Annotated in this window: 21 protein-coding genes; 11 read left to right on the top strand and 10 right to left on the bottom strand. The window is 49.3% G+C overall.

The genetic code is table 11. The features are described 5' to 3' along the window. Positions 1–25: 25 nt before the first annotated feature. The gene (locus NDA01_RS04025; RefSeq protein WP_348226976.1) at positions 26–3082 is read right to left on the bottom strand and encodes a hypothetical protein; all 3057 of its coding nucleotides are present in this window, start codon (positions 3080–3082) and stop codon (positions 26–28) included. A gap of 338 nt (positions 3083–3420) precedes the next feature. On the opposite strand from NDA01_RS04025, the gene NDA01_RS04030 reads away from it, so the two are divergent. The 4 genes from NDA01_RS04030 (at position 3421) to cobT (ending at position 6742) form a co-directional block, all read left to right on the top strand. Next, positions 3421–3582 (top strand): hypothetical protein, encoded by a 162-nt coding sequence (locus NDA01_RS04030; RefSeq protein ID WP_348226977.1) that lies wholly within the window; start codon positions 3421–3423, stop codon positions 3580–3582. Between the two features lie 431 nt (positions 3583–4013). After that, a complete protein-coding gene (locus NDA01_RS04035) occupies positions 4014–4718 on the top strand; it encodes a Crp/Fnr family transcriptional regulator (RefSeq protein ID WP_190431657.1) in 705 nt (234 codons plus the stop codon). A gap of 111 nt (positions 4719–4829) precedes the next feature. Beyond that, positions 4830–5597 (top strand): DUF2232 domain-containing protein, encoded by a 768-nt coding sequence (locus tag NDA01_RS04040; protein WP_348226978.1) that lies wholly within the window; start codon positions 4830–4832, stop codon positions 5595–5597. Further along, positions 5597–6742 carry a nicotinate mononucleotide-dependent phosphoribosyltransferase CobT gene (cobT, locus tag NDA01_RS04045; protein WP_431193312.1) on the top strand — a complete coding sequence of 382 codons (1146 nt, stop codon included), beginning with the start codon at positions 5597–5599 and terminating at the stop codon, positions 6740–6742. Before NDA01_RS04040 ends, cobT begins: the two co-directional genes overlap by 1 nt. Before the next feature lie 45 nt (positions 6743–6787). On the opposite strand, the gene NDA01_RS04050 is transcribed toward cobT, so the two are convergent. Beyond that, positions 6788–7165 carry a hypothetical protein gene (locus NDA01_RS04050; protein WP_190550611.1) on the bottom strand — a complete coding sequence of 126 codons (378 nt, stop codon included), beginning with the start codon at positions 7163–7165 and terminating at the stop codon, positions 6788–6790. A 626-nt stretch (positions 7166–7791) separates the two neighbouring features. On the opposite strand from NDA01_RS04050, the gene NDA01_RS04055 reads away from it, so the two are divergent. Genes NDA01_RS04055 through NDA01_RS04065 form a run of 3 tightly spaced genes read left to right on the top strand, consistent with a single transcriptional unit; the run spans position 7792 to position 9673 of the window. Further along, positions 7792–8178, top strand: coding sequence for a phycobiliprotein lyase (locus NDA01_RS04055; RefSeq protein ID WP_348226979.1), 387 nt, complete (start codon positions 7792–7794; stop codon positions 8176–8178). A 15-nt stretch (positions 8179–8193) separates the two neighbouring features. Then, positions 8194–8451: a phycobiliprotein lyase gene (locus NDA01_RS04060; protein WP_348227328.1), complete on the top strand. Its 258-nt coding sequence runs from the start codon at positions 8194–8196 to the stop codon at positions 8449–8451. Positions 8452–8467: 16 nt separating this feature from the next. Further along, entirely contained in the window at positions 8468–9673 is a 1206-nt protein-coding gene (locus NDA01_RS04065) for an extracellular solute-binding protein (protein WP_348226980.1), read from the top strand. On the opposite strand, the gene NDA01_RS04070 is transcribed toward NDA01_RS04065, so the two are convergent. The 3 genes from NDA01_RS04070 to NDA01_RS04080 form a co-directional block, all read right to left on the bottom strand. After that, positions 9662–10339 carry a hypothetical protein gene (locus NDA01_RS04070; RefSeq protein ID WP_348226981.1) on the bottom strand — a complete coding sequence of 226 codons (678 nt, stop codon included), beginning with the start codon at positions 10337–10339 and terminating at the stop codon, positions 9662–9664. The two genes, NDA01_RS04065 and NDA01_RS04070, sit on opposite strands and share 12 nt — an antisense overlap. 90 nt (positions 10340–10429) lie before the next feature. After that, the gene (locus NDA01_RS04075; protein ID WP_348226982.1) at positions 10430–11557 is read right to left on the bottom strand and encodes an aldo/keto reductase; all 1128 of its coding nucleotides are present in this window, start codon (positions 11555–11557) and stop codon (positions 10430–10432) included. A gap of 16 nt (positions 11558–11573) precedes the next feature. Beyond that, positions 11574–12074 carry a bifunctional nuclease family protein gene (locus NDA01_RS04080; RefSeq protein ID WP_190431645.1) on the bottom strand — a complete coding sequence of 167 codons (501 nt, stop codon included), beginning with the start codon at positions 12072–12074 and terminating at the stop codon, positions 11574–11576. A 389-nt stretch (positions 12075–12463) separates the two neighbouring features. On the opposite strand from NDA01_RS04080, the gene ribE reads away from it, so the two are divergent. Next, on the top strand, positions 12464–13210 hold the full coding sequence (ribE, locus tag NDA01_RS04085; protein WP_431193313.1) for a riboflavin synthase: 747 nt from the start codon (positions 12464–12466) through the stop codon (positions 13208–13210). Between the two features lie 74 nt (positions 13211–13284). Here the strand turns inward: ribE and NDA01_RS04090 are convergent, their stop codons facing one another. Continuing rightward, on the bottom strand, positions 13285–14583 hold the full coding sequence (locus NDA01_RS04090) for a peptidoglycan DD-metalloendopeptidase family protein (RefSeq protein WP_348226983.1): 1299 nt from the start codon (positions 14581–14583) through the stop codon (positions 13285–13287). A 137-nt stretch (positions 14584–14720) separates the two neighbouring features. Further along, complete coding sequence (locus NDA01_RS04095; RefSeq protein WP_348226984.1) at positions 14721–15548, bottom strand: biotin--[acetyl-CoA-carboxylase] ligase; 828 nt, start codon at positions 15546–15548, stop codon at positions 14721–14723. Positions 15549–15638: 90 nt separating this feature from the next. On the opposite strand from NDA01_RS04095, the gene pgeF reads away from it, so the two are divergent. Next, a complete protein-coding gene (pgeF, locus tag NDA01_RS04100; RefSeq protein WP_348226985.1) occupies positions 15639–16445 on the top strand; it encodes a peptidoglycan editing factor PgeF in 807 nt (268 codons plus the stop codon). Between the two features lie 171 nt (positions 16446–16616). Here the strand turns inward: pgeF and NDA01_RS04105 are convergent, their stop codons facing one another. From NDA01_RS04105 to NDA01_RS04115, 3 genes are all read right to left on the bottom strand, one after another. After that, a complete protein-coding gene (locus tag NDA01_RS04105) occupies positions 16617–18755 on the bottom strand; it encodes a hypothetical protein (RefSeq protein ID WP_348226986.1) in 2139 nt (712 codons plus the stop codon). Positions 18756–19802: 1047 nt separating this feature from the next. Beyond that, positions 19803–21083: an MFS transporter gene (locus tag NDA01_RS04110; RefSeq protein WP_348226987.1), complete on the bottom strand. Its 1281-nt coding sequence runs from the start codon at positions 21081–21083 to the stop codon at positions 19803–19805. A 262-nt stretch (positions 21084–21345) separates the two neighbouring features. After that, positions 21346–21813, bottom strand: a complete 468-nt coding sequence (locus tag NDA01_RS04115; protein WP_190556058.1) for a MarR family winged helix-turn-helix transcriptional regulator — start codon at positions 21811–21813, stop codon at positions 21346–21348. Between the two features lie 542 nt (positions 21814–22355). Between NDA01_RS04115 and NDA01_RS04120 the strand changes: the two genes are divergently transcribed. Both NDA01_RS04120 and NDA01_RS04125 read left to right on the top strand, forming a co-directional pair. Further along, entirely contained in the window at positions 22356–23912 is a 1557-nt protein-coding gene (locus tag NDA01_RS04120; RefSeq protein ID WP_348226988.1) for an ammonium transporter, read from the top strand. Between the two features lie 331 nt (positions 23913–24243). Continuing rightward, positions 24244–25629 (top strand): ammonium transporter, encoded by a 1386-nt coding sequence (locus tag NDA01_RS04125; RefSeq protein ID WP_431193314.1) that lies wholly within the window; start codon positions 24244–24246, stop codon positions 25627–25629. The last annotated feature ends 41 nt before the right edge of the window (positions 25630–25670 follow it).

The following is a 25670-nucleotide window of genomic DNA, read 5'->3' on the forward strand; positions in this document are numbered from 1 at the left end:
AGCACCCTATCAGATGCGGGTGTCTCTACTGGATCTTTTTTTTTTCGTCGGACTGGAGATTCGACGTTTCAGGAGGCGTTAGAGTGCGATCGCTACTTTCTGCTGTGGGAGAATTCGTAGCTTCCAGAAAATCCATAAACGCATCATCTATGGTTAAGTTCTGCGTATCCAGTTCTGTAGGTGGGTGGTCGATAGGCTGGGCAGAAGCCATTGGCTTAACTGAGACATCTGACGAGCTAGGAGGAGCGATCGCAGGAGAGTCTGCTAACAAATCAAACCCATCCAAGGTTAAATCAGTCGTTGGATCAGCAGGTAGTTCTAAATCTGCGTCCTCCCAAAGAGCTAAGAGGTCATTCGACAGAGCTTCCGTCTCTTCCGTCTCTACAGACGCTTCAGGCTCCACAGGAGGCAATGTTTCCGGTAGGGTTTCTGCAAAGTCTTCCAAGGTGAGACGATCCCAATCCTGAGGCTCAGGAAACTGAGCAGTATCCCACGCAGGCGACTGGTTTGGGTTCTTTGCTGGCAATGAGTCGCTGGATGGCAGGGGTTGATCACTCACGTTGCTAGTCTCTATCTCCATAGCCTCCGTCCCTGAATAGTCAGGAAAAAGGTTGGAATCCTCTAAGCTAAACAAGTCTTCATTCAACTGCTGAACCACATTTTCATCCAGCCACAAGCCATCAGCTGTTTCATCGCCTAAGTCATCATCAATTGCGATGAGCGATTCTTCCGGCGCTGCTGGTATGTAGGTATCATCCAGAGCATAAGCATCAGGTCCACTCAGCGATGGGACATCCTGTAGCGATCGCTCTGACAGCAGTAGCTCATCTTCAGCCTCAAATGTTACTGAGCTAGACGGAGCCATAGGCGTAGCAGAAACCATAGGAGGCGTAGAAGTCAGTTGCTCGTCCACGACCTCAGCCCCACCCAGCAACTCCGCCAATTCAGCTAACGGATCAGCGTCATCCAACTCGTCTGCAAAGCTAGAGCCAAATTCCTCTAAATTTAGTGCTTCCGAATCGAGTGCTCCAGAGCCTATAGCCGCTGAATTTGTAGCTGCTGAACTGGTCACTGAGCTTGCTACTGCACTGGGAGCGATCGCCTGCGTGGGCGGCAAATCAAAGCTGAGCAGGTCAGGATTCTCATCACTAGGAACTGGTTCAGCTGCATCTGCAAACAAGAAATCTTCTAGGGTAGTCACTGTTTCATCAGGCTCAGGGGCAGCAGAAAATAAGTCTGCTGGGAGATCCTCTGCGATCGCAGCCTGAGGAGTTGGACTTGGCCCTGATGCCACCTCTTCAAGCCCATCAAACAAATCGTTAGTTGCCGGGGAGGACAGAGAGCTGTCTGGTGACGTTCGCGCTTGCAATTCTGCCGTAGATTCAGCTAAGGCAAGGTTTGGATCAGCGGTCTCAGGAGTATCTGACAGAGCCGCCGCAGGTGTTGATGCAGCAGAAGTCAAGCCTGGTATTTCCGCCTGTGGTTCCAAGCCAGAAACTAAATCATCAGAACCAAACAAACTGTCATAAAGGTCATCATCTGCCAGGCTAGACTCGGCAGTTTCAAGGCTAAAGGCTTCTGCGTTAGAAGTTGCTCCAACTAAATCTTCTAACCCTGTGGTTGGCTCCAAGGCATCCGCTACATCCGCTTCAGCATCTTGGTCGTGCAAAGCAATATCAAGCTGCGCCAAAAACTCTAGCTCCGAAGCAGTAGGGACCACGTTTGCAGGACTCGCTGAAGGAGCCGCAGAACTTTGGAGAGTAGGCTGAGGAGTTGATGGCGTTAAGTTATCTGGTAAATCATTGGTTGGAGTAGCAGCTTGCTCCAGTCCTATGCTATCGAGGTCTACATCCAGCAGCTTGTCTAGATCGTCCTCCAACTCAATATCCGCTAGATTAAGGCTCTCTAGGTTTAAGTCTTCCAGAGAATCATCATCCTCCAGCTCTGGCAGCAATGGTGGCTCTAACGGCGGCTGGCTTTCGCGTCGTAGCTCAGCGCCGGCATAAGGCAGCTCTAGAGCGGCTGGATCAAGCTTAATTCCCTGCGGAACTTGAGTGCGTGACTCATTAGGGGATATAGCAGCGGGTGTAGCGCTAGACTCAGCAGCCGGGGAAATTGAGGTTAATGGGGCCGTCGTTTCAGGACTAGTGGCATCACCCGACTCCAACTCTGGGGTTGGCATAGTGTAAAGGAACGAAGATGCTTCTCGACCTAATTGTTGAGCTAAGTGACTGACCAAAGCGGTGAACATGACTTCCCCTTGTTGGCCTAGGTCATGCATGCGCTCTAACCCCGTGGAAAGCGACTCCTCATAGCTTTGGACATTCCTTTGTAAGGCTTCAAACACCACACTCAGAGTTGAATCCAGGTTCATCAACAACTGATCCGAGCGGGCTTGCAACACTTGCAGTTGTTCTACTCGTTGGCCTGGGTTTAGCAAAGGTTGATTAGCAGCCGTGCGGCCACCTAAAGCGATCGCCTCAGTAGACTGACCTTCATAAACTGATTGAGACTGTAAAGTCGATAAAGTTTGGGCAACCTGCTGAGTCAAGCTATCTTGCAGACGCCCCATCAGCACTTGTAGAAACTCGCCGATGATTTTCTGCTGATTTGCTTGCTGCTGCGCTAGAGAGTAGTGATGCCGTTGCGACTCTAACTGTCTAATTTCCTGAACTAAAGCCTCGCGCTGTTGCCGTAATGCCTCCAAATCTGCCTGTAGGGGCTGCGTTAGGCTGGAGCGCAGATGATCCATTTCTTGAGCTACAACCTGGAGAATCTGCCGTGCTGCTTCGTCTTGGCTGTTGCCAACTGGCGCGATCGGGGCTCTGACGTAGTCAGGATTCTGAGTGGGTTGATACTGGATATCGTAGGTCGATAAATTAGATTTGGTTCTAGTCTGAGAGAGTTCATCGGCAACCATCCGCTGTTGTACAGAGACAAGATAGCTGCGAACTCGCTCTAACACTCGGCGCTGCTGAGTCGTCTCTCCAGACATGACCCAAGGTAAGCGGGTACTAGGTTTCTGGAGAACTTTATCGATTTCAGCAATCAGTGTTTGGATTTGGTCCTTCTGAGAAGTCACGATGGAACCCCTGACTAGAACTTGACAGGTATAAAGCGATCACGGCTCTGGATGCTTCAAAGATTAGTTTGCCCAGCCAGAGGGCTAATTTTCCTCTAGTCTAAAGTGAGCTTTTCGATCATTTGCCCCCTTCATCTAGAACTTGGGCTAAAAGTGAGGGTTAAGCAATTTCCAGAGGTGGGTTAAGGCTACAGTGTAGAAGCTAGTTTGAAGCTAATCAAAAATCAACGAAGCTCTGGTTATTAATCTTCATATTAGTCATCGTTTTGCGATTGCCAGAATTAATTTAACTCCAAGCACTATCAAGCACTGCTAGATTTTTGCCAACTGAAATAATTTTGAAGATTTCAGTTGACCAGCAGGCCAACAGTTGGACAAAGTTTACGCCAGAACAGGCTAAAACTTCTACGACTTGGCGAAATTTATCTCGCTTTAGAGGACTTGCTGAGCTGCCTACCAGTCAAATTGGGTTATATCTCACCATTGGGAGTCACATTTAGTGTCAATAAAAGATTGTTCTCCTCTCGTCCCTGAATCCAAGCGGCAGGTCAGGCCAGTCTAACTAATCTGGTAGCTCGGCAAACACTTCTGTCTAAAAGTGGGAAAACTTTAAGCTATTATTGCTGTGGATTTCCTTGCTACTAGGGCGGATTGGTAGCAATGATATTTCTCATATCAGCTTAAGTATCTTAGACTTTCAAATGTGTCCTATTTTTAGATGCTTCGTCTGAGTTGAGTCAGATGGGTCAAGTCGGTGGGCTAGGGAGTTGCGGGGCTAGCTTCAAGATTGAGAGTCAACTTCAGCCATAGGAGTAATGCCACTTTGCCTGGCTGACTACCCTTAGGGTAAGCATTATCGACATTAATAGGCCCTAGATTGCTAGGCCACTTAGTCTGACTGACTTTATAGAAATTACAATGCAATGGCCCCATGGAAGATCGGTATAGCCCTCGTGAACCTCAGTCTAGCCCTGCACTAATTCGCTCTGCTCCTTTCTTTGAAGGCTTACCAGAGGCTACGGTCGAAAAGGCTACGGCCCATGTTGTCATGCGTAGCCATCCTTCTGGCCAAGTAATTTTATTAGAAAATGACTGGGGTAGTTCTGTCTACTTTATTTTGGACGGTTGGGTCAAGATTCGGACTTATAACTTAGATGGCAAAGAGGTCACCCTCAACATTCTTGGTAAGGGTGAATTATTTGGAGAAATGGCTCCGCTAGATGAAGTACCTAGATCTACAGATGTCATTACCTTGGCGCCTACTGTGATTGGCAATATGCCAGCCCAAGATTTTGTCCAGTTAATTCATACAGAGCCAACGGCAGGCATTCGTCTAGCTCAGCTGATGGCACGACGGCTACGCCAAGTGAATCGACGGTTGCGGTTGCGAGAGTCTGACAGTACCTCTCGCGTGGCGGATATTTTGTTGTTTCTAGCTGAGGGGCAGGGAAAACGGAGCCAAAAGGGAGTTGAAATTCCTAACTTGCCGCACCGGGAACTGAGCAGCTTGAGTGGTTTAGCGCGTGAAACTGTGACGCGGGTCTTGAATAAGCTGGAAAAAAAGGAATTGATTGTTCGCGATCGCGACATTCTCTGCATTCCGGATATGCACGCTCTGGAGCGCCTGTTGGTTTAAGTGAGGCAGGGGCGATCGCGGCAATTTAGCTCCTGCCGAGACTGACCCGAACTAGCGGATGGGGTCTAGAGTTTAGGTATAGAGTAGATCTGCTAGCTTACCTAACTGTGCATGAGTGATTCTTCCGAAGACCGCCACTCAGAGAGACCGCCTGATTCTCAGCCGGGTCCTACTCAATCTTCATCTCCTGAATCAAGCTCCACTAGGCCCACTGACCTTCATACTTCAACGGCTCTAGCTGAACCACAGGTCACGAGTGCAGCTCCTCTAGCTATGGTGGAGACTGCTTTCTTAGCCAGTACAGCGAGCCTGATTTGGCTGGTCAACTATTACTTCCCGATGGGGCCTTTATTACGGATTTTTTTCCCGGTCCCCATTGCCCTGACCTACTTGCGCTGGGGACACCGCGCTGCTTGGATGTCAGCCCTAGTGTCTGGGTTGCTGCTATCAGTCCTCATGGGGCCAACCCGTAGCATTCTGTTTTTAATGCCTTTTGGGCTGTTGGGAGTTCAATTAGGAGCGCTTTGGCGGCGGCGAGCAAACTGGTTTGTTTCCATCAGTATCGGCACCATTATTGGCACTTTTGGCTTCTTTTTCCGGATTTGGCTAGTTTCGATTTTGCTGGGTGACGATCTGTGGGCTTATATCACCACTCAAATTACAGAATTGGTGGAATGGGGTTTTGTGAAGCTAGGGCTGTTGATCCAGCCTGAACTAGCGTTGGTTCAAGCGATCGCGGCGATCATGATTGTAATCAACAATATTGTTTATCTTTTTGTTGTCCATCTAGCAGCTTGGTTGCTTTTAGAGCGTTTAGGCAACCCGATCCCAGCGCCTCCTAAGTGGGTACAGGTGATTCTGGATTACGAGGCTGATTAATGTCTCTAGCCGAGATGATTCGGGTTTATACGCAAGCGCAGTTAGGACAGCATTGGCTCCAGCGCTACCAACGGCGTCGCCCTTTATTCGCCTGTGTACTTGGGTTTACAGCCACGGGTCTAATTCCAGGCATTTCTGCGGCGGGTGCTACCCCACAAGATCGGCGCTATACCGCGATCGCTGATGCCGAATTCCTCTACCAGGGACCTCAAGCTGCTTCTCAATATGCTTTGCCGCCCCTCCAGGCTGGTGCATCCCCGGTTTTAATTTCACGGGCTGTCGTGGAGGCCCAAGCAATTCCACTTTACTTATTTAATGCTGGTTTACCCGTTCCCCCCCCAGTTCCTTGCGTTGATTTGGGGGGGACTGCTGCGGCATGTTTAAGCCAAGGCCAAGCCTTAAGCCGACCAGTCGTTCAACATCTGCTGGAGCAAGGATTGGCTTGGGGCCAGCAGCTCGCGGCTCAAGTTCCCCAAGGCTACTTAATTTTGGGAGAATGCGTTGTGGGTGGCACAACCACAGCTCTAGCCATTTTGACAGGTCTCGGTCTTGCAGCGGCTGGCAAAGTCAACAGCAGTCACCCTACCTGCAACCATAGCCAAAAGTGGGCAGTTGTCCAGGCAGGTTTGCGGCAAGCGGGTTTGGTTAACTCCGAGGTTGATCCGCTTCAGTTGGTAGCCGCAGTAGGCGATCCGATGCAAATTGTAGTTGCGGGCATGGCGATCGCGGCTAGTCGAAGTTGTGGCGTCATGCTAGCCGGAGGCACCCAGATGTTGGCGGTCTATGCTTTGTTACGAGCGATCGCGACTACTTACACTTTGTCATGGCAACCAGAGCAGATTGTCGTCGGCACAACTCGCTGGGTTGCTGAAGATGCGACAGGAGACACGGTAGGCTTAGCCAATCTAATTGGCACGGTCCCGCTTTTAGCTACCCAGCTGCAATTTACAGCAGCTCGCTACTCACAGCTCCAAGCTTATGAGCAAGGATATGTGAAAGAAGGCGTAGGGGCTGGCGGTTGTGCGATCGCAGCTTCTCTTTATCAAAACTGGAGTCAAGCGCAATTGCTGCAAGCGATCGAGGCGTTGGCAGAACGCTACTGTCAAGCTGACTCAAGGCAAAATTTGCTTCTCAATCACTCTTAAGCTAGTTATGAACTCAATTGCACTCGAATTGCAGGATTGCGTTCGCTAGTGAACTCTTTGAGATAGCAATTGCTCTTCTAGAGCCGCAATGCGATTGTAAGCCGCAGTCAACTGAACTGTTAGCCGACGAATTTGAATCTCGGGCGCTAGATCGCGCTCGCTACTTTGATCTTCCATGCTGGGGTAGCTGGTATCAGTCAACACATCTTTATGATCCATCCCCATCTCACGGCTGCTATGAGTTGAATAGGGATATCGTCTGCCGTGAGCTTCTAGCTGAGTCGATGGTGCTCCCTGCATTACCAATAGCTTCATTTCAGCTACAGCTTCTGAAAGTCGATGGTTGAAATGCTCAATCATCTGCTTCTGAAGTCCATCAACTTTTGTATTTAAGGCAATGACTTGTTCTTGAATTGGATCCATGGGGTGCCCTAGTAGCCTAATGAATTCTCTTTATCCTAAGAAAGGATTCCCAAATATGACGACTAGTGCTGAATAATTTAACCTTTCGACAAAGTAGCAATTCATCAGCTTTTTAATAAATTTGAGCCAACAATTAAACGATTTAATCTCTCCAAAAATTAATCAAACTCAATGCAAAATCTCATTATTGAATTTATCTAAATCCTGCCCAATTCTAGACTGTACTCCTAGAACAGCAAGAGTTTTGGTAGTTACCATCACAATCATTCAAACTGTAACAACCTCGATTCTTAAGCTTAGGTTTAGGAAGGTATCTCAGCTTCAAAAAAACAGCTGCTAGCCAGCTCCCTGGTAGTCTCAGCTTCTAGAACGGTTGCAGCAGGCCTAATCTGAGCAGCTTTTTCAAGTTTTCAGGCGATCGCGCGTAGCCAAACTAGTTGTAGCTCTGTGCCCTGCTTAATCTCTCTACTCGGCTCAGGATGTATACTCATGCTGCTATCTATATGAAATAAGCGCTAGTCCTAACAACTAATTAAACTTTTGTACTACTTATTGCTAATTAAAGCTAACTGTCCAATTGGCTAAAGAGTTACTCAAAAGAAATCCAACCGTCATTGTCGAAAGAAATGCTGAGCTTTAAGGATTTTTTCATTACCTGTGCTGGGACAGGGACAACTGAGAGAACTTACCATTTTGTTACTGAAAGTAGGCTCGAGCGTTCTTACACGGAATACCAAGTTCAACCCCTGACTGCGGCAGATAAAAAGCAGATTTTGCTTCTCTCTGAGACCGCAACATTACAATTACAAGTGGCGGAAAATGACTTTTCAGCTTTGATCGAGGATCAAGACAACTTGCCAGGATTTGCGATCACTTTTAATACTCGCTCCGAGACTGGAGAAACCGTGGCAATGAGCCTGCAAGCCTTATTTGTTGCGGATAGCTTAGTTGTAGCTTCCAATACCACTGGCAACGCGCCGCTGTTGCCGATCGCAGCCCAGATCTCGACCTAAACAGCAGGAGAAATTATTCAGGGGTTTTACCTACGTAATGCAGCTTATTCAGAAGCGGGTGCGATCGCGGGTCGCTTTACCTATCAGCGCACTCGTCAAACGTTGGAAATGACAACGTTCTACAATCGTTCTGTAGCGGTTGATCAAATGCGTTTAATTGCACCAAACGTACGCCTCCGCACCATCGTGACGTATCAGCGGCCTCGACCCCACGAAATTCCGAGCGTAATTGATCTAATTGGCTTTGGGGTTGAGCACAAACAGTCGGCGTAGGAGTCGCAGCAGTTCAATGGATCGACGGTCTTTTCTTCAAGGAGTTGGCGTTTTAGGGCTGAGCCAAGCGCTAGCAGGGTGTAACGGTTCAGCCCGCGAAGCTTTGAGGGTTCGGTTACTCAAAAGTTCGATTCCACCACAGATTTTGGACAAATTTCGTCGGAGTCTCCAGCAGCCCGCTCGGCTTGACTTTGCCCCAGAGCCTCAACTCGGTCAGTTGTTTCAGCTTCTACAGAATTGGAAGCGTCCAGCAGCCTCCACGCAGCCCCAACCCCAGACCTCCTGGCCATTCGTTTCTCGGAATCGGCAAGGTGCTGCTACAGGAGTACCCGATTTGGTAACTCTGGGAGATTATTGGTTGGCTCAGGCAATTCAACAAAACTTGATTCAACCCCTCAACCCTCAACAGGTGGCCGCTTGGGCCCAAGTACCCTCTGCTTGGCAAAAGCTCGTGACTCGCGATCGCCAAGGACAAGTGGCGGAGCAGGGTCAAGTTTGGGGCATGCCGTATCGTTGGGGTACGACTGTGATTGCTTACCGTGCTGACAAATTTGCTGAGCAAGGCTGGGCTGTGCCTACCGATTGGAGCGACCTGTGGCGACCTGAACTGCGCGATCGCATCTCGCTATTAGATCAACCCAGGGAAGTCATTGGCCTAACGCTGAAGAAATTAAATCATTCTTACAACACAGAAGATTTGACCAAGGTAGCTGCTCTCAAGTCAGAATTGCAGGCGCTACACCAACAAGTTAAGTTCTATAGCTCCACCAATTATCTGCAACCCTTGATTTTAGGGGACACTTGGCTGGCGGTAGGTTGGTCCACTGATGTTCTAAGCTTGATGAAAAATAATCGCCAAATTGCTGCTGTTGTTCCACGCTCAGGCACAAAGCTTTGGTCAGAGCTTTGGGTACGTCCTACGGTAGCCCCCCCAACCACAGCCAGCAATAGCGGCCAACCAAGTTTGTCAGAACAGTGGCTAGATTTCTGTTTACAACCCCAAACCGCGATTCAGCTTTCAATTTTGAGCCAAGCTGCTTCGCCCGCAGTAGTAGGACGCGATCGCGCCACCTTGCCCGAGGCTTTACAGAAGCAACCCGTCTTACTACCTGAGCCATCAGTGATTGAGAAGAGTGAGTTTCTCTACCCCCTATCGGCAAAGGCGAGCGAGCAATATCAATCTTTATGGCTTGCAGTGCGCCCAACTTCCTCAAGGGGATGACTGAATCGGTCTACCCAAGCCGTTTTTCCCTAAAGCATCAACAAAGAGGCGGCAGGTCGGTGTTGCCTGAGCAGATGGGCTAGCAGGTGAAAAAGCGCAGGTATAAGCTGCTAACAAGCGGCCCTGACTATTAAAAACTCTGGTGCTAAAGCCGTAATCTCTAGCGGTTGTGCCAAACCAGTCCGTAAATTTGTAGCGCTCCAAGTAATCGAGCAAGCTCCAGACTTGTTGATTCACCACTAAATCTACCCGCCGAGACCTGCCACTAGCCTCTGGGTAAGCTAACCAAGTGTTGACAAGCTTGCCATTCAGTTGCCGATATTGCTCCTCTAGCCACCACAAACTCGGAATTGTAATATTGCTCTGGCAAATGGTATTGGAAGTGATCACCGCATCACCTACGGTACAAGCACCAGGAGTCAGCATTGGCGCACTTTCTTGCTGTTGCTCAACCAACTCAGTGTCTAAAGGGTCAGGAATAGGCTCTAAAGGCACTTGAGCGAGGAGCGGTTGGCTCAAACCTACTACGAGCGCCCCCGCAAAACCCAGCAGTTCCAGCGATCGCGCTATTCTCGCCCTGCCAGATGGTAATTTTGCTCCTCGCTGCCCTTTGATCTGCACAATTCTTGCTTGCACAGTTTTAGCTTGTACAATTCTTGCTTGCACAGATCTAGCCTCCCAGCCCAGCACTTCACGAAATTAATGACGAACTCGGATAGAGTTAGTATCCCACTCACCGCAAACTCTGGAATTGGATTAGCTCCAAAGCCGCCGACCCGCTGGGCCATTCAAGCGCTCATGAGCATCTTGGAGCAAAGCGGGGATATTCAGTTGTTCTGGACATTTTGGTAAGCAGTCGCCACAGTCCGTACAGCGATTCGCTTTTATACCCGGAAACCAGTGACCTGCATTTTCAAACATACGGTAGCGATATTGGCCGAAATTGGTCATATCGTAGGCGATCGCTAAGTTCCGTAGCCGTAATACTTCTGGAATCTGAATCGCTTCTGGACAAGGCAGGCAAGCATAACACTGGCTGCACTGATCTGGCCCTAGTACGGAGGCTTGATGAGCTTGCAGACGTTGCAGAATCTCTGTTTCTGTAGGGTTCAAGGTGCCATCAGAGTCCGCTATGCTCAAAGGCCAGTCTAGCTCAGTTGGGTTGGCTGCTCCGACACTCAGCGTGGTGATGCGGGAGTCACTAAGCAGAAACCGATAGTTGAAATGTAAAGGGGATAAGGGCGCACATAACTCTTGCAGCTTCGGCGGCGGGGTATAAAGCTGCCCTCCCTTATCAGCAGGCGAGATAATAAACACACCCATGTCTTTTGCCGCTGCTAATGCCACTGCAGGCGCATTGCGCTGAAAAAAGTAGTAGTAGTGCAGACTCACGAACTGAAATAAATCAGTCGCGATCGCGGCCAGAATCAGCTCCAGCGGCCCGTGGGTGGAGAAACCTACATGCCGGACTCTGCCATCCACAACAGCCTGTTGCACCGCCTGCATACAGCCGTTTTTCGCCTCAATCCAACTTAGGTGCTCCTCGGTGTTGAGGCCATGTACTGCTAAGCAATCCACATAATCTGTGCCTAGGCGAGCCAAAGACTCATCAATCTGCCGAGACATAGAGGCAGAATCAGGCGTGGGAGAAATTTTAGTGGTGATGTAAAGCTGAGAGCGAGGGATCGCCAATTGCGCCAGAGCATAGCCCAAGTACTGCTCGCTCTTACCGTAACCTTTAGCCGTTTCTAGATGGTTAATGCCTAAAGCGATCGCTCGGCTGACTGTTTGGGCTGCCGTTTCCTCAGAAGCCAAATAGCGCATCGTTCCGAGAGAAAAGACAGACAGCAACAGGTTAGTTTTACCAAACCGACGATAGCGCATGCTTAAAGTTAGATTTTTAGGAGTCGTTGCCGAATTCCCGTCGCTGGGTAAAGTCTTCTGGGCGGAGATTTTCTAAGAAGCTCCGGAAGGCTTGTCGCTCAGCTTCATCCGCGTCTCGGTCAACTGGGATCGAAGCATCTGCTACCACTTCCTCCATCACCCAAATTGAGCAATTCGTCCGCAGAGCCAGGGCGATCGCATCACTGGGGCGAGCGTCAATCTCTTTTTTGACCTCCCCTTGCCGAACCGTTAAGATCGCGTAAAAAGTGTTGTCCTGCAAGGAGTGAATAATGATTCGCTCCAAAACCATATCCCACTCTTCCAGGATGTTAATCATCAAGTCGTGGGTAAGGGGCCGAGGTGGCGCTTGGTTTTCGAGTGCATTGATAATTGCCCTGGCCTGGTCCTGACCAATATAGATTGGCAAAGCCCGACGCTCAGAAGCATCCCTCAAGAGTACGATTGGGTGGCGGGTTGCTGCATCCAGCGCAATTCCAGCAACTTTCATCTCAATCATTGGTTTGGCCTCAATCCTTGGCAAAGAGAGTTGTGAGTCGAGAATACACTTGGACTGGTTGGACCTGGAAGCAAACTCGCATTACCTCTATATACACCTAGTTCTCTATACACTCTTAGTTAACGAAATTCAGACGTGTGAAAGTATGACCGGGATAAATAAAACTACAGTAATCCAACCAGGCTATCTCTACCATAGAAGGTGGAGCACAAAATCACAGTTCCGCTTGGTTGTCATTAAGCTTAATTGATTGGTTGACCTTCAGTATGCCCTGATCCCTGACCTGAATCCATGAGTATATTTCTAAAGTCTAGCGAAGCAGTGAGTCACTCAGGCACAGAGCCAGCCAAAGTCAGAGCTTCCTTTGATCAGAGTTTAGTTCAGCAGTTTTGAGTGATTTAAAAACCGTGTTTACAGGACTTGTGCAAGCACTCGGAACCATCAGACGCTTGGGAGAAGATGAACTCCAAGTCACCTGTACCTCTGGTACCTACCATTTTATTTTGCAAGATTTAGCGCTGGGTGACAGTGTGGCGGTGGATGGAGTCTGTCTCACAGTTACACAAATCTTGCCTCAAGGGTTTCTAGCCGCCGTTTCCCCCGAAACCATCCGTCGCACCACGCTAGAAAAACAACTAGAAGCAGGTTACGTCAACCTGGAGGCATCGCTGCGGGTGGGCAGTAAGCTCGGAGGTCACTTTGTGACAGGTCACGTAGATGGGATCGGATGCCTTCAGTCGGCAGAGGAAACGGGTAATTCTTGGGAAATGAGTTTTACGGTGGCTGATCCAGCGATCGCTCGCTATATCGTGCCGAAAGGCAGCATTGCTGTCAACGGTGTCAGCTTGACTGTAGCGGAGTGCAACACCACTGGCACTTGGTTTAAGGTGGCCGTGATTCCTCACACCTACGCTGAAACCAATCTGCATTATTTACAGCCAGACAGTTGGGTAAACCTGGAGGGCGATGTTCTGGGCAAGTATGTAGAAAAGTTTCTCCGTTTCGGCTCTGGGCAGGCGCTAGAACACACCCTCAACTCAGCCAGCTATAACGAGCTATCCAATGATTCTGAGCCAGTCCACTCAAACTCTGAGGTGATTACTCCCACCTTCTTGACCGAACACGGCTATTTATAAGTGCCTAAAACTGTTAAGGGAGAGTTGTGATTACTCTCCCTTACCTTAGCGATCGCTGTGTAGCTGTGTGGTTCCTAACCTTGAGGTTGAGGAACTGACTTAGTGGCTGTCTGGGCAGTTTGTAGGGACTTAATGAGGTCAGCGGCGGCTAGTTCTAGCTGTGCACCAGGATCTAGCGTCACCCAACCATTCGCCGTTTGCTGGCGCAACTCAAAGTGCAAGTGGGGGCCAGTGGAGTTACCTGTGCTGCCAACCCGACCAATTACAGCGCCTTGCTTCACCACCTCGCCTGGTTTGACGAAGATTTCCGAAAGGTGAGCATATAAGGTTTCTTGCTTGCCTTTGTTGTGATCGATTGTCACGGTTAGGCCATAGCCACCCAGGAAGTCTGCGATCGCGACTTTACCTGCATAAGCTGCCACAACTGGCGTTCCCATTGGGGCACCCAGGTCGGTACCAGAATGAAAACGGCTATCTCCGCTAATCGGGTGAATGCGCCAACCAAAAATGGAAGTAATGGGAGCAGGAAGTGACAGAGGAAAGATCAATCTGAGGTTGCCATTCCCCAAGCGGCCTGTGGGTCGAGCGGTCTGGTAGTAAAACGAGCGTCCAGAAGCCGTCGTTTGACCAATGCCAATCCCTCTAGCACTGATGTTGATCGGGCCTAACTGCACTGCTGGTGAGTTTGAGGCGGCAACCCATTGACTGTCGCCTTGACTGCCACCTGATGTGCTCGCCCAAGTATTCTCTACAGAGCCAGGACGCCAAGGTGCAGATTGAGCCGAAGCAGGCTCTGAGGCAGTGCCACAAATGCCACCGGATAAGCCTTGGCCTCCCGATAGAACCGCTTGACACCCTGTTGAGCGTTCCGATAAGACTACCGAGCTAGGCTGCTCGTAAGGGTCGGTGGCTCCAAGGTTGTAACGGGTTGGGTCAATATAGGCGTTATTGTAGTTCGGCGGTTCAGACCCTGCTGCTACCGCGTCTGGTGAGTTGGCTGCTGGCGGGGCCGCAATCGGCTCCTCTTGAGTTGGGACAGCCAAACTAGGAACAGGCTCTTCCTGCGCTGCGATCGCGGGCTCTGGAGCGAGTTCTGGCGCAAATTCTGCTGATGCTTCTGGCGCAAATTGTTCTGGCTCAGCGACTACAGCAGGAGCATCAACGGGAGCGGCTTCTATAGGAGTGGCTTCCAGCGCTGATTGAGGCTCAGAAATTGCAGGTACTACAACAGAATCCACCGGAGCGGTTTGGGCTCCTAGCGTCCCTGCACTCAAAAGTCCAATTCCACCCAGACAGGCAAGGCTTTGCATCCAAAGCGGACGCTGACGGGAGGTTTTGAGCGTAGGTTGGGCAGAACGAGTCTGCTGGTTCATTTCAGTCCCCTTATTACGCATTTAAGTCGCTCAAGCTAGCAGTATCAGTCGTTTTATTTACTTAATTTGTTCCTCGGCTGTCATCCCACGGGGGGATGAGCTTCAGATTAAGGGCGCTTTTTTGATTGTTTTTGGAACTAGACGTCATAACCCAGACTGATTGTACCGGGCTTTAGCAGAATTTCCCTAGAAGACGGGTCATTGGATGCTGAACGGATCTGTAATTCACCATTTGCCGAGACTCCTACAATAGTCCCCTCGACACCGTCAAGCACAATCGAGCGGCCTAAACTCGTCAACAAGCTTAGGTAAGCAGGCAAGAGGTTTTCTATCCCTTCTTGTCGCCAAGCTGCATATCCGGACGCAATTCCTTGTAGGGCGATCGCAGCCAACATTTCTAAGGAATCAATCGCAGGTTGCGTCTGTTCTGCTAAGGCCGTTGCCAAGTTAATCCCTGTAGTCGGAGCTGGATTCGTCCAGTTAATACCGACACCCACTACGGCTTTGGTCACTTGACCTTGACGAATCCGAGTTTCAGTCAAAATGCCTCCCAACTTGCGCCCGTTGAGCACTAAATCGTTTGGCCACTTCAACTGCACAGGTAAGTTATAGCTGCGTAGCGCTGTCGCGATTCCCCAAGCACTACACAAAGTCAGTTGAGCACTATTGGCAACTGGTAAAGCGGGACTGAGCGCGACCGAAAGGTACAAGCCCCCTAAAGGAGACTGCCACTGGCGGCCCCACTGCCCGCGCCCTGACTCTTGCTGCAAAGCTAAAACAGCAGTACCCGCGATCGCGCCCTGACTGACCAACTCCCACAGGGTTTGATTCGTAGAAGCTAAAGCCTCGAATACCTGCAACGACAGGGGCAAGACATTGGAGACATGGGGTGGTTGAAAGATGGTAGATAGATGTTGTCGTACTTGCTGTAGCGCTAGCTCAAACCGTTGATGCTCAAATCCCACGGGCAAAAGTCTGGAGAGATCGTCGCTTAGGCTAGCATGGACTCATTGCCTTTTGACTGATTTCGTTTTGTAAAGCTCTGAACCTTCTTCATGCACACTTGGCATTGGCAAACTTGGGACGGACGGCCTTATCTTACCTGTAGCCTTTTAGAGAGATGGTCTCATGGCTTCTTTACGCAACACTTTTGGCCCCAAACGCCAAGTCATCTAGTTAGCGCCTTACAGTCAGAGGCTCAGGTTTATAGAGTCAGGCAGGTACACGGCAACGTCGTTTTGGCTCCCTCAGAAATTGAACTCAGCTTAACTTCTGGCAATGACACAAGTGCTTCTGAACCAGATTTGCCACCTGCTGATGGTTTACTAACCGAACAAGCGGAGCAAGCAGTTTGGGTCTGTAGTGCTGACTGCACACCCGTACTAATTGCGGATGCGACAACAGGTCAGGTTGCGGCTGTGCATGCGGGATGGCGTGGAACTGCTGCTAAAATTGTGCCGCAAGCGATCGCTCGTCTACAAGCTCAAGGCAGCCAACTGCACAATCTCCGAGTGGCGATGGGACCCGCGATCGCCGGAGATGTATATCAAGTCTCGCTGGATGTAGCGGCAGTTCTGGGCGTAACCATCACTCCAGCGGCTGATACTGACACCAAGGCTGTCATTGAGCAACTTCACGCACTGCCTGAGCCACCTGTGCTTGCTGATGCAGAACCCGATCGCATCCGAGTTGATGTGCGGCGAGTCAATGCTTTGCAGTTAGAACAGCTTGGCCTTAGTCCGGAACAAGTCGCGATCGCCCCCCACTGCACCTATCAACAGCCAGAACACTTTTTCTCCTACCGTCGTGATGGCTTAAAACGAGTGCAATGGTCTGGTATTGTCAGCCAAGCAGTTGCTTGATTGATGCAAGCGATCGCCGTTGGGTCACACCTTAGAAACTTTGTAGATGAATCTTGAATAAAAATCGCCCCAGGAATTAACCTAGGGCGATTGCCTCACAACTTTTTAGAACTTTCCTAGTCTGTCCTTAGTTACACGGCTAACCAAGGTCATAAACTGGGGAGTTGCCAACTATGGGTTGGTGCTGGGAGCAGGAGTGAACTGAACCGTTCCAGTACCCGCTGGGCTAGAGAAGTTGATGGTTGTGGAGTCATCACTCGTGCCAGTGGTAGGGCTGGTCGTTGGAGTGGTAGAGCCAGACTCAGTCGGGGTAGCCTCGGTTGTGGTATCAGTCGTACTTGGGCTGGATTCAGTCGTGGTAGCCTCCGTTACACCGGATTCAGTCGTGGTAGCCTCAGTTGCACCAGACTCAGTCGTAGTGGTGGATTCAGTTACACCGGACTCAGTTGTGGTGGTGGATTCAGTTGCACCGGACTCAGTCGTGGTGGTCGACTCTTCGGTAGTACCAGTGGTGGACTCAGTTGTTGGAGTAGTCGAGTCAGTGGTACCAGTGGTGGACTCAGTGGTAGTCGATTCTTCAGTGGTACTGGTAGAGGTGCTGGATGCGGGTGGTAGTTGTCTCAAACCAACCAAACCGGGGAAGACACGGCTGGAAGGACCAACGAGGACATAAGTTGTCTGTCCTTGGCGACCACGCGCTACCCGACGACCACGACCACGGCCTTCATTACGTTCACTACGGCGTACCTCAAGCTCGTTATCATCATCGTCATCATCACCGTCGTCATCACTGTTAGACGGAGAGACAACGTATGCAACTTGGCTAGTTGAGAGCGAGTCAACGGTGAAGAGTTGAATGTAAGTGGTTTGGGCTGTGAAGCTGCCGCTAGCTGTACCGCTGGATGCACCACCCGTTGTTGTAGTTGTGCTGCCAGTCGTACTGCCTGTGGTTGTACCACCTGTAGCACCACCCGTTGTACCGCCTGTGGTTGTACCACCCGTTGTGCCACCAGTGGTTGTGGTGCTACCAGTAGAACTGATGCCAATACCACCTACATTGATTTCTGCTTCACCAACACTGCTGCCTTCTAACTTGTTGGCACCTACTTCAATCTTGAACTTGGTGTTGCTGTTGGTGCTCTTGTAACCAACTTCACCTGTTGCAGTATCAAGCTGAGTATTACCAATCCCCTGACCTTCAATCTTGAACTGGGTATCACCCTTGAAAGCAATGTTGCCAGTTACGCCGGTGCTAGTGATACCACCAAGTTTGAAATCTGTGGGACCATCACTCCGACCATCGATCTTGAAGTTTGTGCCCTCAATTTTGAAGTCTGTCTTGCTGCTAGCACTATCGAAGTCAACAGTGCTGTTGGTGCCAGTAGTGCTTACAAAAGTAGTTGTACCGTTGCCTTTACCTTCAAATTTAAATTTGGTGTCGCCACTGCCAATGGGATTGCTAGGAGGCAAATTTGGCTGAGTACTAGCGGTAGTGAAGCGATAGTCAGAGGGTAGAGCGATCGCGCCACCAGGGAGATTGGCCTCAAACTGACCCACGTAGAGCTGACCATCTTGCGCTTGGAACGAACTAGCGGACTCTTGAGACAGAGTTACCCCAGTGATAGGCAAGAAGATTGGGGGTGCAGAACTGTCTGTTGAGCTATTGCTGGAGGTGTTGGTCGAAGTATTGGTCGAAGTATTAGTTGAGGTATTGGTCGAAGTATTGGTTGAAGTGTTGTTAGAGGTATTACTGGAGGTATTACTAGAGGTATTGCTAGAGCCACCCGCACTTGTTAGTGGGGTAATCAATGTACCGCCGATCAAACTGTCAGGTGCAAAAGAGTTGAGTTTGAAATCCAGAGTTGTTTTTACATTCTGGAAGAATACTGGGTTGCCTGTGGCTGTAAAAGCACGACCAGAGAGCAAACCTTGAAGTTGTCCAGTTTCACCGCCCTTGGGCACACCCGTAGTGGCATCTAGACGACCAGCAGTGGGGGTAAAGCGAGAGTTAACCGTTACACCCGCTGACGTTTCTAATCTCAGTTGACGAGTTCTAGCATCGAATAGAACCGTGTCGCCACCAGGAGCGGGAGTAGAGGTAGCGGAAGTAGTGCTGGTCTGGTCACAACCACAGCCGCTTGTTGTGGTTGTAGTTGTGGTTGTAGTTGCAGCATCAGGCACAAAGAACGCTGCATCGCCACTTGTCCGACCGCCAGTTACTGAAATTTCAGCCCGAGCGGTCGTTGAGATCGCCAAGCTTCCAGCTAAAAGACCCAAACAAACAACATACCGGGTTGATTGATTAATCACAGAAGAATCCTCACTGAACGGTGAACAAACAATGGACAGAAAACGCGACTCCAGCAGCAGGGAATTCAACCAAGTCCAAAAATTTTTAGTCCAGTCATCCTGAGCTGAGTCTTGCTAGGGAGTAAGTAATAGAATCAGTAGATGTCTAAAAAGAAACAAGGTTTAGAGGGTATTAGCAACCGTGGTTTTCTAAAAACGCTTCGCTCAAGCTGATTACAAAAGTTAAGCGCCTTTAGCTTTACTGGTCTAACTGGATACCCGTATACATTTAGAACGCTACTTGAGAGTAGAAGTTCCCGACTGGGCTGTTTTATTTTTGAGTAACAAAATTGTATTAGATGAAGAGAGTACAGACCTAGCTCCGCAATCATCAACAGCCCTGTCAATGTTTGCCATTAACTCCACAGTCGTGGTAGATGCCTGACCTTAAAAGCGCGATCGCTTGTACCTTTGCTACCTCGAACTAAGAGTAACGCTAGAGAATTGGTTCTACCACTCATCTTTGCGACATACAAGGCTTAACTTCCAGTTCTAGACTACTCATAGACTAGACGGGTGCAATCATAGTTTTTAGATCTTTACTAAAACTTTGCACCTAGCAAGAGTTTTTAAGTTGACCATTTACCCATCTGAGCTGACTTAGAAAAATTGCTCTAATCGTTAGCTGGTGTACTGTCAGTATTAACTGCTGGATAAATTCAAATATTGCTGCATTGCTGATTGAGCAACATTTTGAAACAAAATACTGCAATCAGATTATGCAGGCTACTAACCAATTTTCTATCGATTCAGGTTGCTAGAAGTGGCTTGAAGATCATCTATCTTGATGCAGCAAAAGCAAGAAATTTAATAGTAAATACGGTACTGACTTATGCTCTCAGTAGTGGTGTAACCCATGAGTACCAGTGTTAAGAAAATACGTAAGTAGCGATCGCTCAAATTTATGTTTTTAATCAATGCAATCAACTAATTTATTGAGCGTTTCAGTACAGGTACTTAATTTTTAAGGATTCTAGCTACCAAAATCCTCCGAGAAATCCGCGCTCGCTAGTGAGCTTTAGAAAGCACACCCATGCGTAGGTAAATCGGTCGAACTAATTTTCGTAACGCGGGTAGCTGTCTGGTAAACAACAAAGACCCCAAAATACAGAACAACCCACCAATTACTAATGTATTGGCAGCTCCAATCTGACTGGCCAAGCTACCTGCTGCTAAGTTGCCAAACGTCACCATACTAATGAAGGCAACGGTATAGAAACTCATCACACGACCTCGCTTATCTTCATCCACAATCGTTTGCAGAATCGTATTGCTAGAGGTCGCTTGTAAAATTAAGCTTGCGCCTACAAACAGCAGCGCCAGTAAGGACAACCACAGGACGTGAGACAGAGCAAAAACAATCAGCGCTAAGCCAAACACAGCAGGGGCAGTAGCAATGATTTTGCCCAGACCAATGATGGTTCGCCGCGAACTTAGATAAATAGCCCCCATCAACGCCCCCAATCCAGAAGCGGCCATGAGAAATCCCAACGTTTGAGGGCCACCCTGTAGAATTTCAGTTGCAAAAATAGGGGCTAGAACAGTGTAGGGCATACCCATGAAGCTGACTAAGGCAATAAGCAACAACAGGGAGCGGATAGGTGGAAATCCAAAGGCGTAGGTGAAGCCCTCGGTTAGCTTTTGCCAGATAGGTTCTTTGCTTGCATTCAGCTTGACTGACCTAGCTGGTAATCGCATCGCCAACAATCCCGTGATTACAGCGATATAGCTAATGCCATCAATTAGAAAGCAAGCCCCAGTGCCTACGGCGGCAATCACAAAGCCAGCGATCGCAGGGCCAATCAACCGCGCCCCACTAAACACAGAAGAATTCAAGGCGATCGCATTACCCAGGTTTCCTTTTTTCTCGACAATCTCTACTACAAACGCTTGGCGAGTTGGCATATCAAAGGCATTGATAAACCCTTGAAATACACTCAAGGCAATAATCTGCCAAATTTGAATGGTGCCAGTCAGGGCTAAAGTTGCTAACGCCAGCGACTGGATCATTGCCAAAACTTGAGTAATCAACAGCGTGCGATGCCGATTCCAGCGATCGACAAATACACCAGCAAAAGGAGTCAGCAGAAAGTTAGGAATTTGTTGAGCAAAACCCACGACCCCCAACAGCAGAGCAGAATTAGTTAGGTCATACACCAGCCAAATTGTAGCGGTCTGGGTCATCCAGGTGCCGATTAATGACAAACCCTGCCCTGCAAAAAATAGACGGTAGTTTCTTGACTCTAAAGCTCGAAAGATCGAGTTGAGTCTTCTGGTGTCCAGCCTCATGCTTGATTGTCCTAGTCTCTAACGCTGACTGCTTTACTCAAGCTACTAACTGGTTGTTCGCCAGAACTCTACCTACAGCACAGTTCACAGCAAACTCTAGTGGAAATCAACCGTCGCTTCAGCAGACTCCCAAACGCAATACAAAACTCATATCCTAAAATGCTGCGTGGATTGAATCTAACTTTGGCCAGAATCTGTTGGACCCATTTGGTAGAGGTCCTGGTACTCAGTCAATTGTTTCTATCTAAAAAATATTTTTTACCTAGGAAATATTAGTAATCATCTGGTCTAGTAAGTTTGAGAACTGCTGCCGCTCTGATGACGAAATTCCAACTAAGGCACTGTCGCGAATTTCCACTGCGATCGGAGGCAACACTTCATGCAACTGTTTGCCTGCATCTGTCAACCAAATTCGCCAGATTCGCCGATCCTGAGAGTCTCGTTCTCGCCGGATTAGCCCTCGCTCTTCCATGCGGTCTAGAACGCCAGTTAAAGTTCCACCCACTTGTTGCAGTTTCTCGCTGATGCTGGAAGTTGCCAAGCCATCTTCTTCCCAAAGACAACACAGCACCACCCAGTGAAAGGGAGTCAGTCCCAGAGGTTCTAGGCGTTCTTGAAACTTACGGCTCAAGAGCTGAGAGAGTAGCTTGATGCGATAGCCCAAGCCGTGGGGAGCCAATACTTCCTGCCATTCCTTAGGTAACTTTTGCTTGGCAGGGGAAGAGGTCATTGCAGCTCCAAGTGGCATTACTTAGCACGCTTACTATTTTAATGGAGTGAGTTCTATTTTGAGTATTCAGCAGCACATATCTCTAAAAAAATAGCCCCCAGAGGTCGTTGGGGGCCAGCTCCTAAAGGAGTGATGAGGTAACACTTAGTACAAATGTATTGATAATCTAGTATTTTGTCAACTGCCTCATCGAATTCCTGGATTTATAGTTTTGGCCTAAGTGAAACAAGCAGGCGGAATCAGCGCGATCGCCTGTTAGAGAGCTTAACTGCAAAATTAACCACCCCAAAAGGTGAACCAAATACGAAATTGTTACATCGGATACAGAACGAACTGCCCTGAAATTGGTGCAATCATTTTTACTTCCTAACCAAGATCTTTAAGTTTTTCTAGTTAGGCGTCCGGCTCTTGGAGCGGCGCAATTGTCGATTCTTTCTCGCAGTCTGCTCGTAGCAAAGTTGAGGGTGGCTTTGCTCGCAGTCAGGCTGTACTTTCCTGTGCGAGTTCACTGCCTTAGTTCACAAAGGAATCATTCACTGGCAATGTCAAAACTAATGCTCACCAAGAAGTCGCGGGGCAGACATAGACAGCTGTCCTTACCGAAAGCGGCCAAGTGGTTTTCTCCTAACTGGTACGCCAAAATGCTCTCGCCGAGCTGGCAAGCCTGCATTCCTTTAGCCCTCGTCATTGTGCTGGCTTGGGGCTACGCGGGTGTCGCTCAAACCGCTCCTAACTTGACAGATGTAGCTAAGGCGACGTCTGACCTAAAAGTGGGCTTAGACACAATGTGGGTAATGGTAGCTGCAATGCTGGTTTTCTTTATGAATGCTGGCTTCTGCATGCTAGAAACTGGCTTCTGTCGCCAGAAAAATGCGGTTAACGTTTTGGCTAAAAACTTAATCGTCTTTGCCATGTCTACCATTGCTTTTTGGGTCGCGGGCTTCGGCTTGATGTTTGGCGGTGGTAGCGAGTTTATTGGTACCGATGGCGTCTTTTTCCTCTCTGGTGTTGACAATAGCCCAGCCACCCTGGATGCCTACCAAGGAGCCTATGGTTCGCTGAACTGGGCAGGTGTCCCGCTGTTGGCAAAATTCTTCTTCCAACTTGCCTTTGCTGGCACTGCTGCTACCATCGTTTCCGGTGCGGTGGCAGAACGAATTAAGTTCATTGACTTTTTAATCTTTAGCTTGTTGCTAGTTGGAGTTGCGTATCCCCTAACAGGACACTGGATTTGGGGTGGTGGCTGGCTCGCCGACCTGGGTTTCTGGGACTTCGCAGGCTCAACCGTAGTTCATGCTGTGGGTGGTTGGGCTGCACTGCTGGGTGCGGCAATCTTGGGACCCCGCATTGGCAAGTACAACGAAGATGGCAGTTCCAATGCCATGCCAGGACATAACATTGCGATCGCCACTCTGGGTTGTTTAATTCTCTGGCTAGGTTGGTTTGGCTTTAACCCAGGCTCCACCATGAGCATCACCTGGCAAATCGGCCACATTGCCATGACCACCAATCTTGCTGCTGCTTTTGGTGGTTTGGCTGCGACCATCACCGCCTGGTTCGTCTTAGGCAAGCCTGATCTCTCAATGGTGATCAACGGCATCCTGGCAGGATTAGTGGCAGTCACAGCTTCTTGCGCCTTTATTCCAGTTTGGGCATCTGCCATCATCGGCACGATCGGTGGAGTGATGGTTGTATTTGCCGTTCTCTGGATCGACCGTCTAAAAATTGATGACCCTGTAGGCGCGATCTCGGTTCACTTAGTCAACGGTGTTTGGGGCACGATCGCCGTGGGTCTGTTTGCCGTGGGTCCCAATGTCAAAGTGGGTCAAGATATCCTCTATACCGCTGGTCCTAGCACAGGCTTCCTACTAGGCGGCGGGCTGAATCAACTAGGCCTGCAACTCTTAGGCACCGCTGCTATTGCCTTGACCATCGGAATTCTCTCCGCTATCTTCTGGTTCGCTCTCAAGGCAACCTTGGGCATCCGCGTCTCGCCAGAAGAAGAACTCAAGGGTCTGGATATTGGTGAGCACGGTATGGAAGCGTACAGTGGGTTCCTCAAAGATGCGGGCGGCATGACTGGTAGCACCATTCGCTGAGATTGAGCTTTCTAAATTTAGCTAACTTAATTGATTGCTAAATCAGCTTAGTTATACCTTCTGTCAAGAGCTTAGAGCTGCTAAAGGTGAGCCTTAGCAGCTCTTTTCTATGGAGTTCTCTTGACGAAAAATACCGCGATCGCGATCTTCAAGAAACAGAGGTAGGCAGCTTTTAGCTGTCAGGAGTAAATCGTCACCACGATATAAATTTCTACTGAATCTTCACTAATTATTTGCTACAGAAGATTTTTGTATACCTTGATACAGAACTGACTCATCAAAAATTGGTGCAATCAAATTCATTTCTCTTGACGTGGAAGGGCTAACACAAGTGTTGAAGAAAGGTTTGATGATTGGAGCGATCGCTCTGTGGCTTCTGAGTGGTCCCTTAATGGGAACGGCTCTAGCCCAGGAAGCGGACGCAAATCCTATTGATACAGGCGACACAGCCTTCGTGCTTGTTTCGTCAGCATTAGTATTATTGATGACTCCAGGCTTAGCCTTCTTCTACGGAGGATTGGTGCGATCGCGCAACGTGCTCAATACCATGATGATGAGCTTGATCCTCATGGGCGTTGTCGGCGTCACCTGGGTCCTTTGGGGCTACAGCCTTGCCTTTGCTCCTACCTCCATTACCCCTGGAGCTGAGCCTGCATTTACAGCAAATCCCATCATTGGTAGCCTGAATTGGCTATTTTTGAATGGCGTCGGCACAGACCCCGACCCTGTGGGCTATGCCACCACCATTCCGCACCAACTCTTCATGGCCTATCAGATGATGTTTGCCATCATCACGCCCGCTTTAATTTCTGGTGCGATCGTGGAGCGGATGAGCTTCAAAGCTTACTTCTGGTTCGTGGCGCTGTGGTCTACCCTGATCTACTCGCCCCTCGCTCACTGGGTTTGGGGTAAGGGTTGGATTGGTGCGATGGGAGCACTTGACTTCGCTGGTGGCACGGTCGTTCACATCAGCTCTGGTGTCTCTGCGCTTGTTGCGGTTTGGGTGCTCGGTCCTCGGAAAACTTACCCTGTGCAGCCTGCCGCTCCTCACAACGTGCCCTACGTGCTACTCGGCATTGGTTTGCTTTGGTTTGGTTGGTTTGGTTTCAACGCGGGTAGCGCCCTAGGTGCTGGTGCTTTAGCAACGGTTGCTTTTGTGGCAACGATGGTGTCTAGCGCCGCTGGTGGACTGACTTGGGTGATTGTAGAATGGCTACTCCGTGGCAAACCGACTGCCATTGGTATCGCTAGTGGTTTCTTGGCAGGTTTAGTCGGTGTAACTCCAGCAGCAGGGTTCGTTACACCCATTGGTGCACTTCTGATTGGTTCCATTACTGCTGTTTGCTGCTTCTTCGCGGTTAGCCTCCGCGCCAAACTTCAGTTTGACGATTCTTTAGACACTTTCCCCATCCACGGTTTAGGTGGCACCATTGGAGCAATTCTGACAGGCTTCTTTGCCACTAAAGCCGTTAACGAACTGGGTGACAATGGCTTGTTCTTCGGCAATCCTGTTCAGTTATGGGAGCAGATTGTGGGAGTGGTCGTCACCTACATCTTTGCGGGGGTTGGTACCTTTGTGATCTTGAAACTCCTCAGCTTGGTCATGGATCTACGGGTTAAGCCTGTAGTGGAAGACCAAGGTTTGGACGTCAACGAACATGGGGAAGAAGGCTACGGCCAAGAATTTGCCTCTGGACTCAGCTACAACAGGGAGTAGTCCCAATTTTTTGGACGAATACCAGATTGCGACTACAATCT

This window comes from Trichocoleus desertorum AS-A10 (assembly GCF_039962155.1).
In the GTDB taxonomy this organism is placed as follows: Bacteria; Cyanobacteriota; Cyanobacteriia; order FACHB-46; family FACHB-46; genus Trichocoleus.

What these genes read in the sequence shown, in the direction of transcription:
- NDA01_RS04035 (WP_190431657.1), top strand. Translation starts at nt 4,014, where the DNA reads ATGGAAGATCGGTATAGCCCTCGTGAACCTCAGTCTAGCCCTGCACTA.
- NDA01_RS04040 (WP_348226978.1), top strand. Translation starts at nt 4,830, where the DNA reads ATGAGTGATTCTTCCGAAGACCGCCACTCAGAGAGACCGCCTGATTCT.
- cobT (WP_431193312.1), top strand. Translation starts at nt 5,597, where the DNA reads ATGTCTCTAGCCGAGATGATTCGGGTTTATACGCAAGCGCAGTTAGGA.
- NDA01_RS04050 (WP_190550611.1), bottom strand. Translation starts at nt 7,165, where the DNA reads ATGGATCCAATTCAAGAACAAGTCATTGCCTTAAATACAAAAGTTGAT.
- NDA01_RS04055 (WP_348226979.1), top strand. Translation starts at nt 7,792, where the DNA reads ATGCTGAGCTTTAAGGATTTTTTCATTACCTGTGCTGGGACAGGGACA.
- NDA01_RS04065 (WP_348226980.1), top strand. Translation starts at nt 8,468, where the DNA reads ATGGATCGACGGTCTTTTCTTCAAGGAGTTGGCGTTTTAGGGCTGAGC.
- NDA01_RS04075 (WP_348226982.1), bottom strand. Translation starts at nt 11,557, where the DNA reads ATGCGCTATCGTCGGTTTGGTAAAACTAACCTGTTGCTGTCTGTCTTT.
- NDA01_RS04080 (WP_190431645.1), bottom strand. Translation starts at nt 12,074, where the DNA reads ATGATTGAGATGAAAGTTGCTGGAATTGCGCTGGATGCAGCAACCCGC.
- NDA01_RS04090 (WP_348226983.1), bottom strand. Translation starts at nt 14,583, where the DNA reads ATGAACCAGCAGACTCGTTCTGCCCAACCTACGCTCAAAACCTCCCGT.
- pgeF (WP_348226985.1), top strand. Translation starts at nt 15,639, where the DNA reads ATGCACACTTGGCATTGGCAAACTTGGGACGGACGGCCTTATCTTACC.
- NDA01_RS04110 (WP_348226987.1), bottom strand. Translation starts at nt 21,083, where the DNA reads ATGAGGCTGGACACCAGAAGACTCAACTCGATCTTTCGAGCTTTAGAG.
- NDA01_RS04115 (WP_190556058.1), bottom strand. Translation starts at nt 21,813, where the DNA reads ATGACCTCTTCCCCTGCCAAGCAAAAGTTACCTAAGGAATGGCAGGAA.
- NDA01_RS04120 (WP_348226988.1), top strand. Translation starts at nt 22,356, where the DNA reads ATGTCAAAACTAATGCTCACCAAGAAGTCGCGGGGCAGACATAGACAG.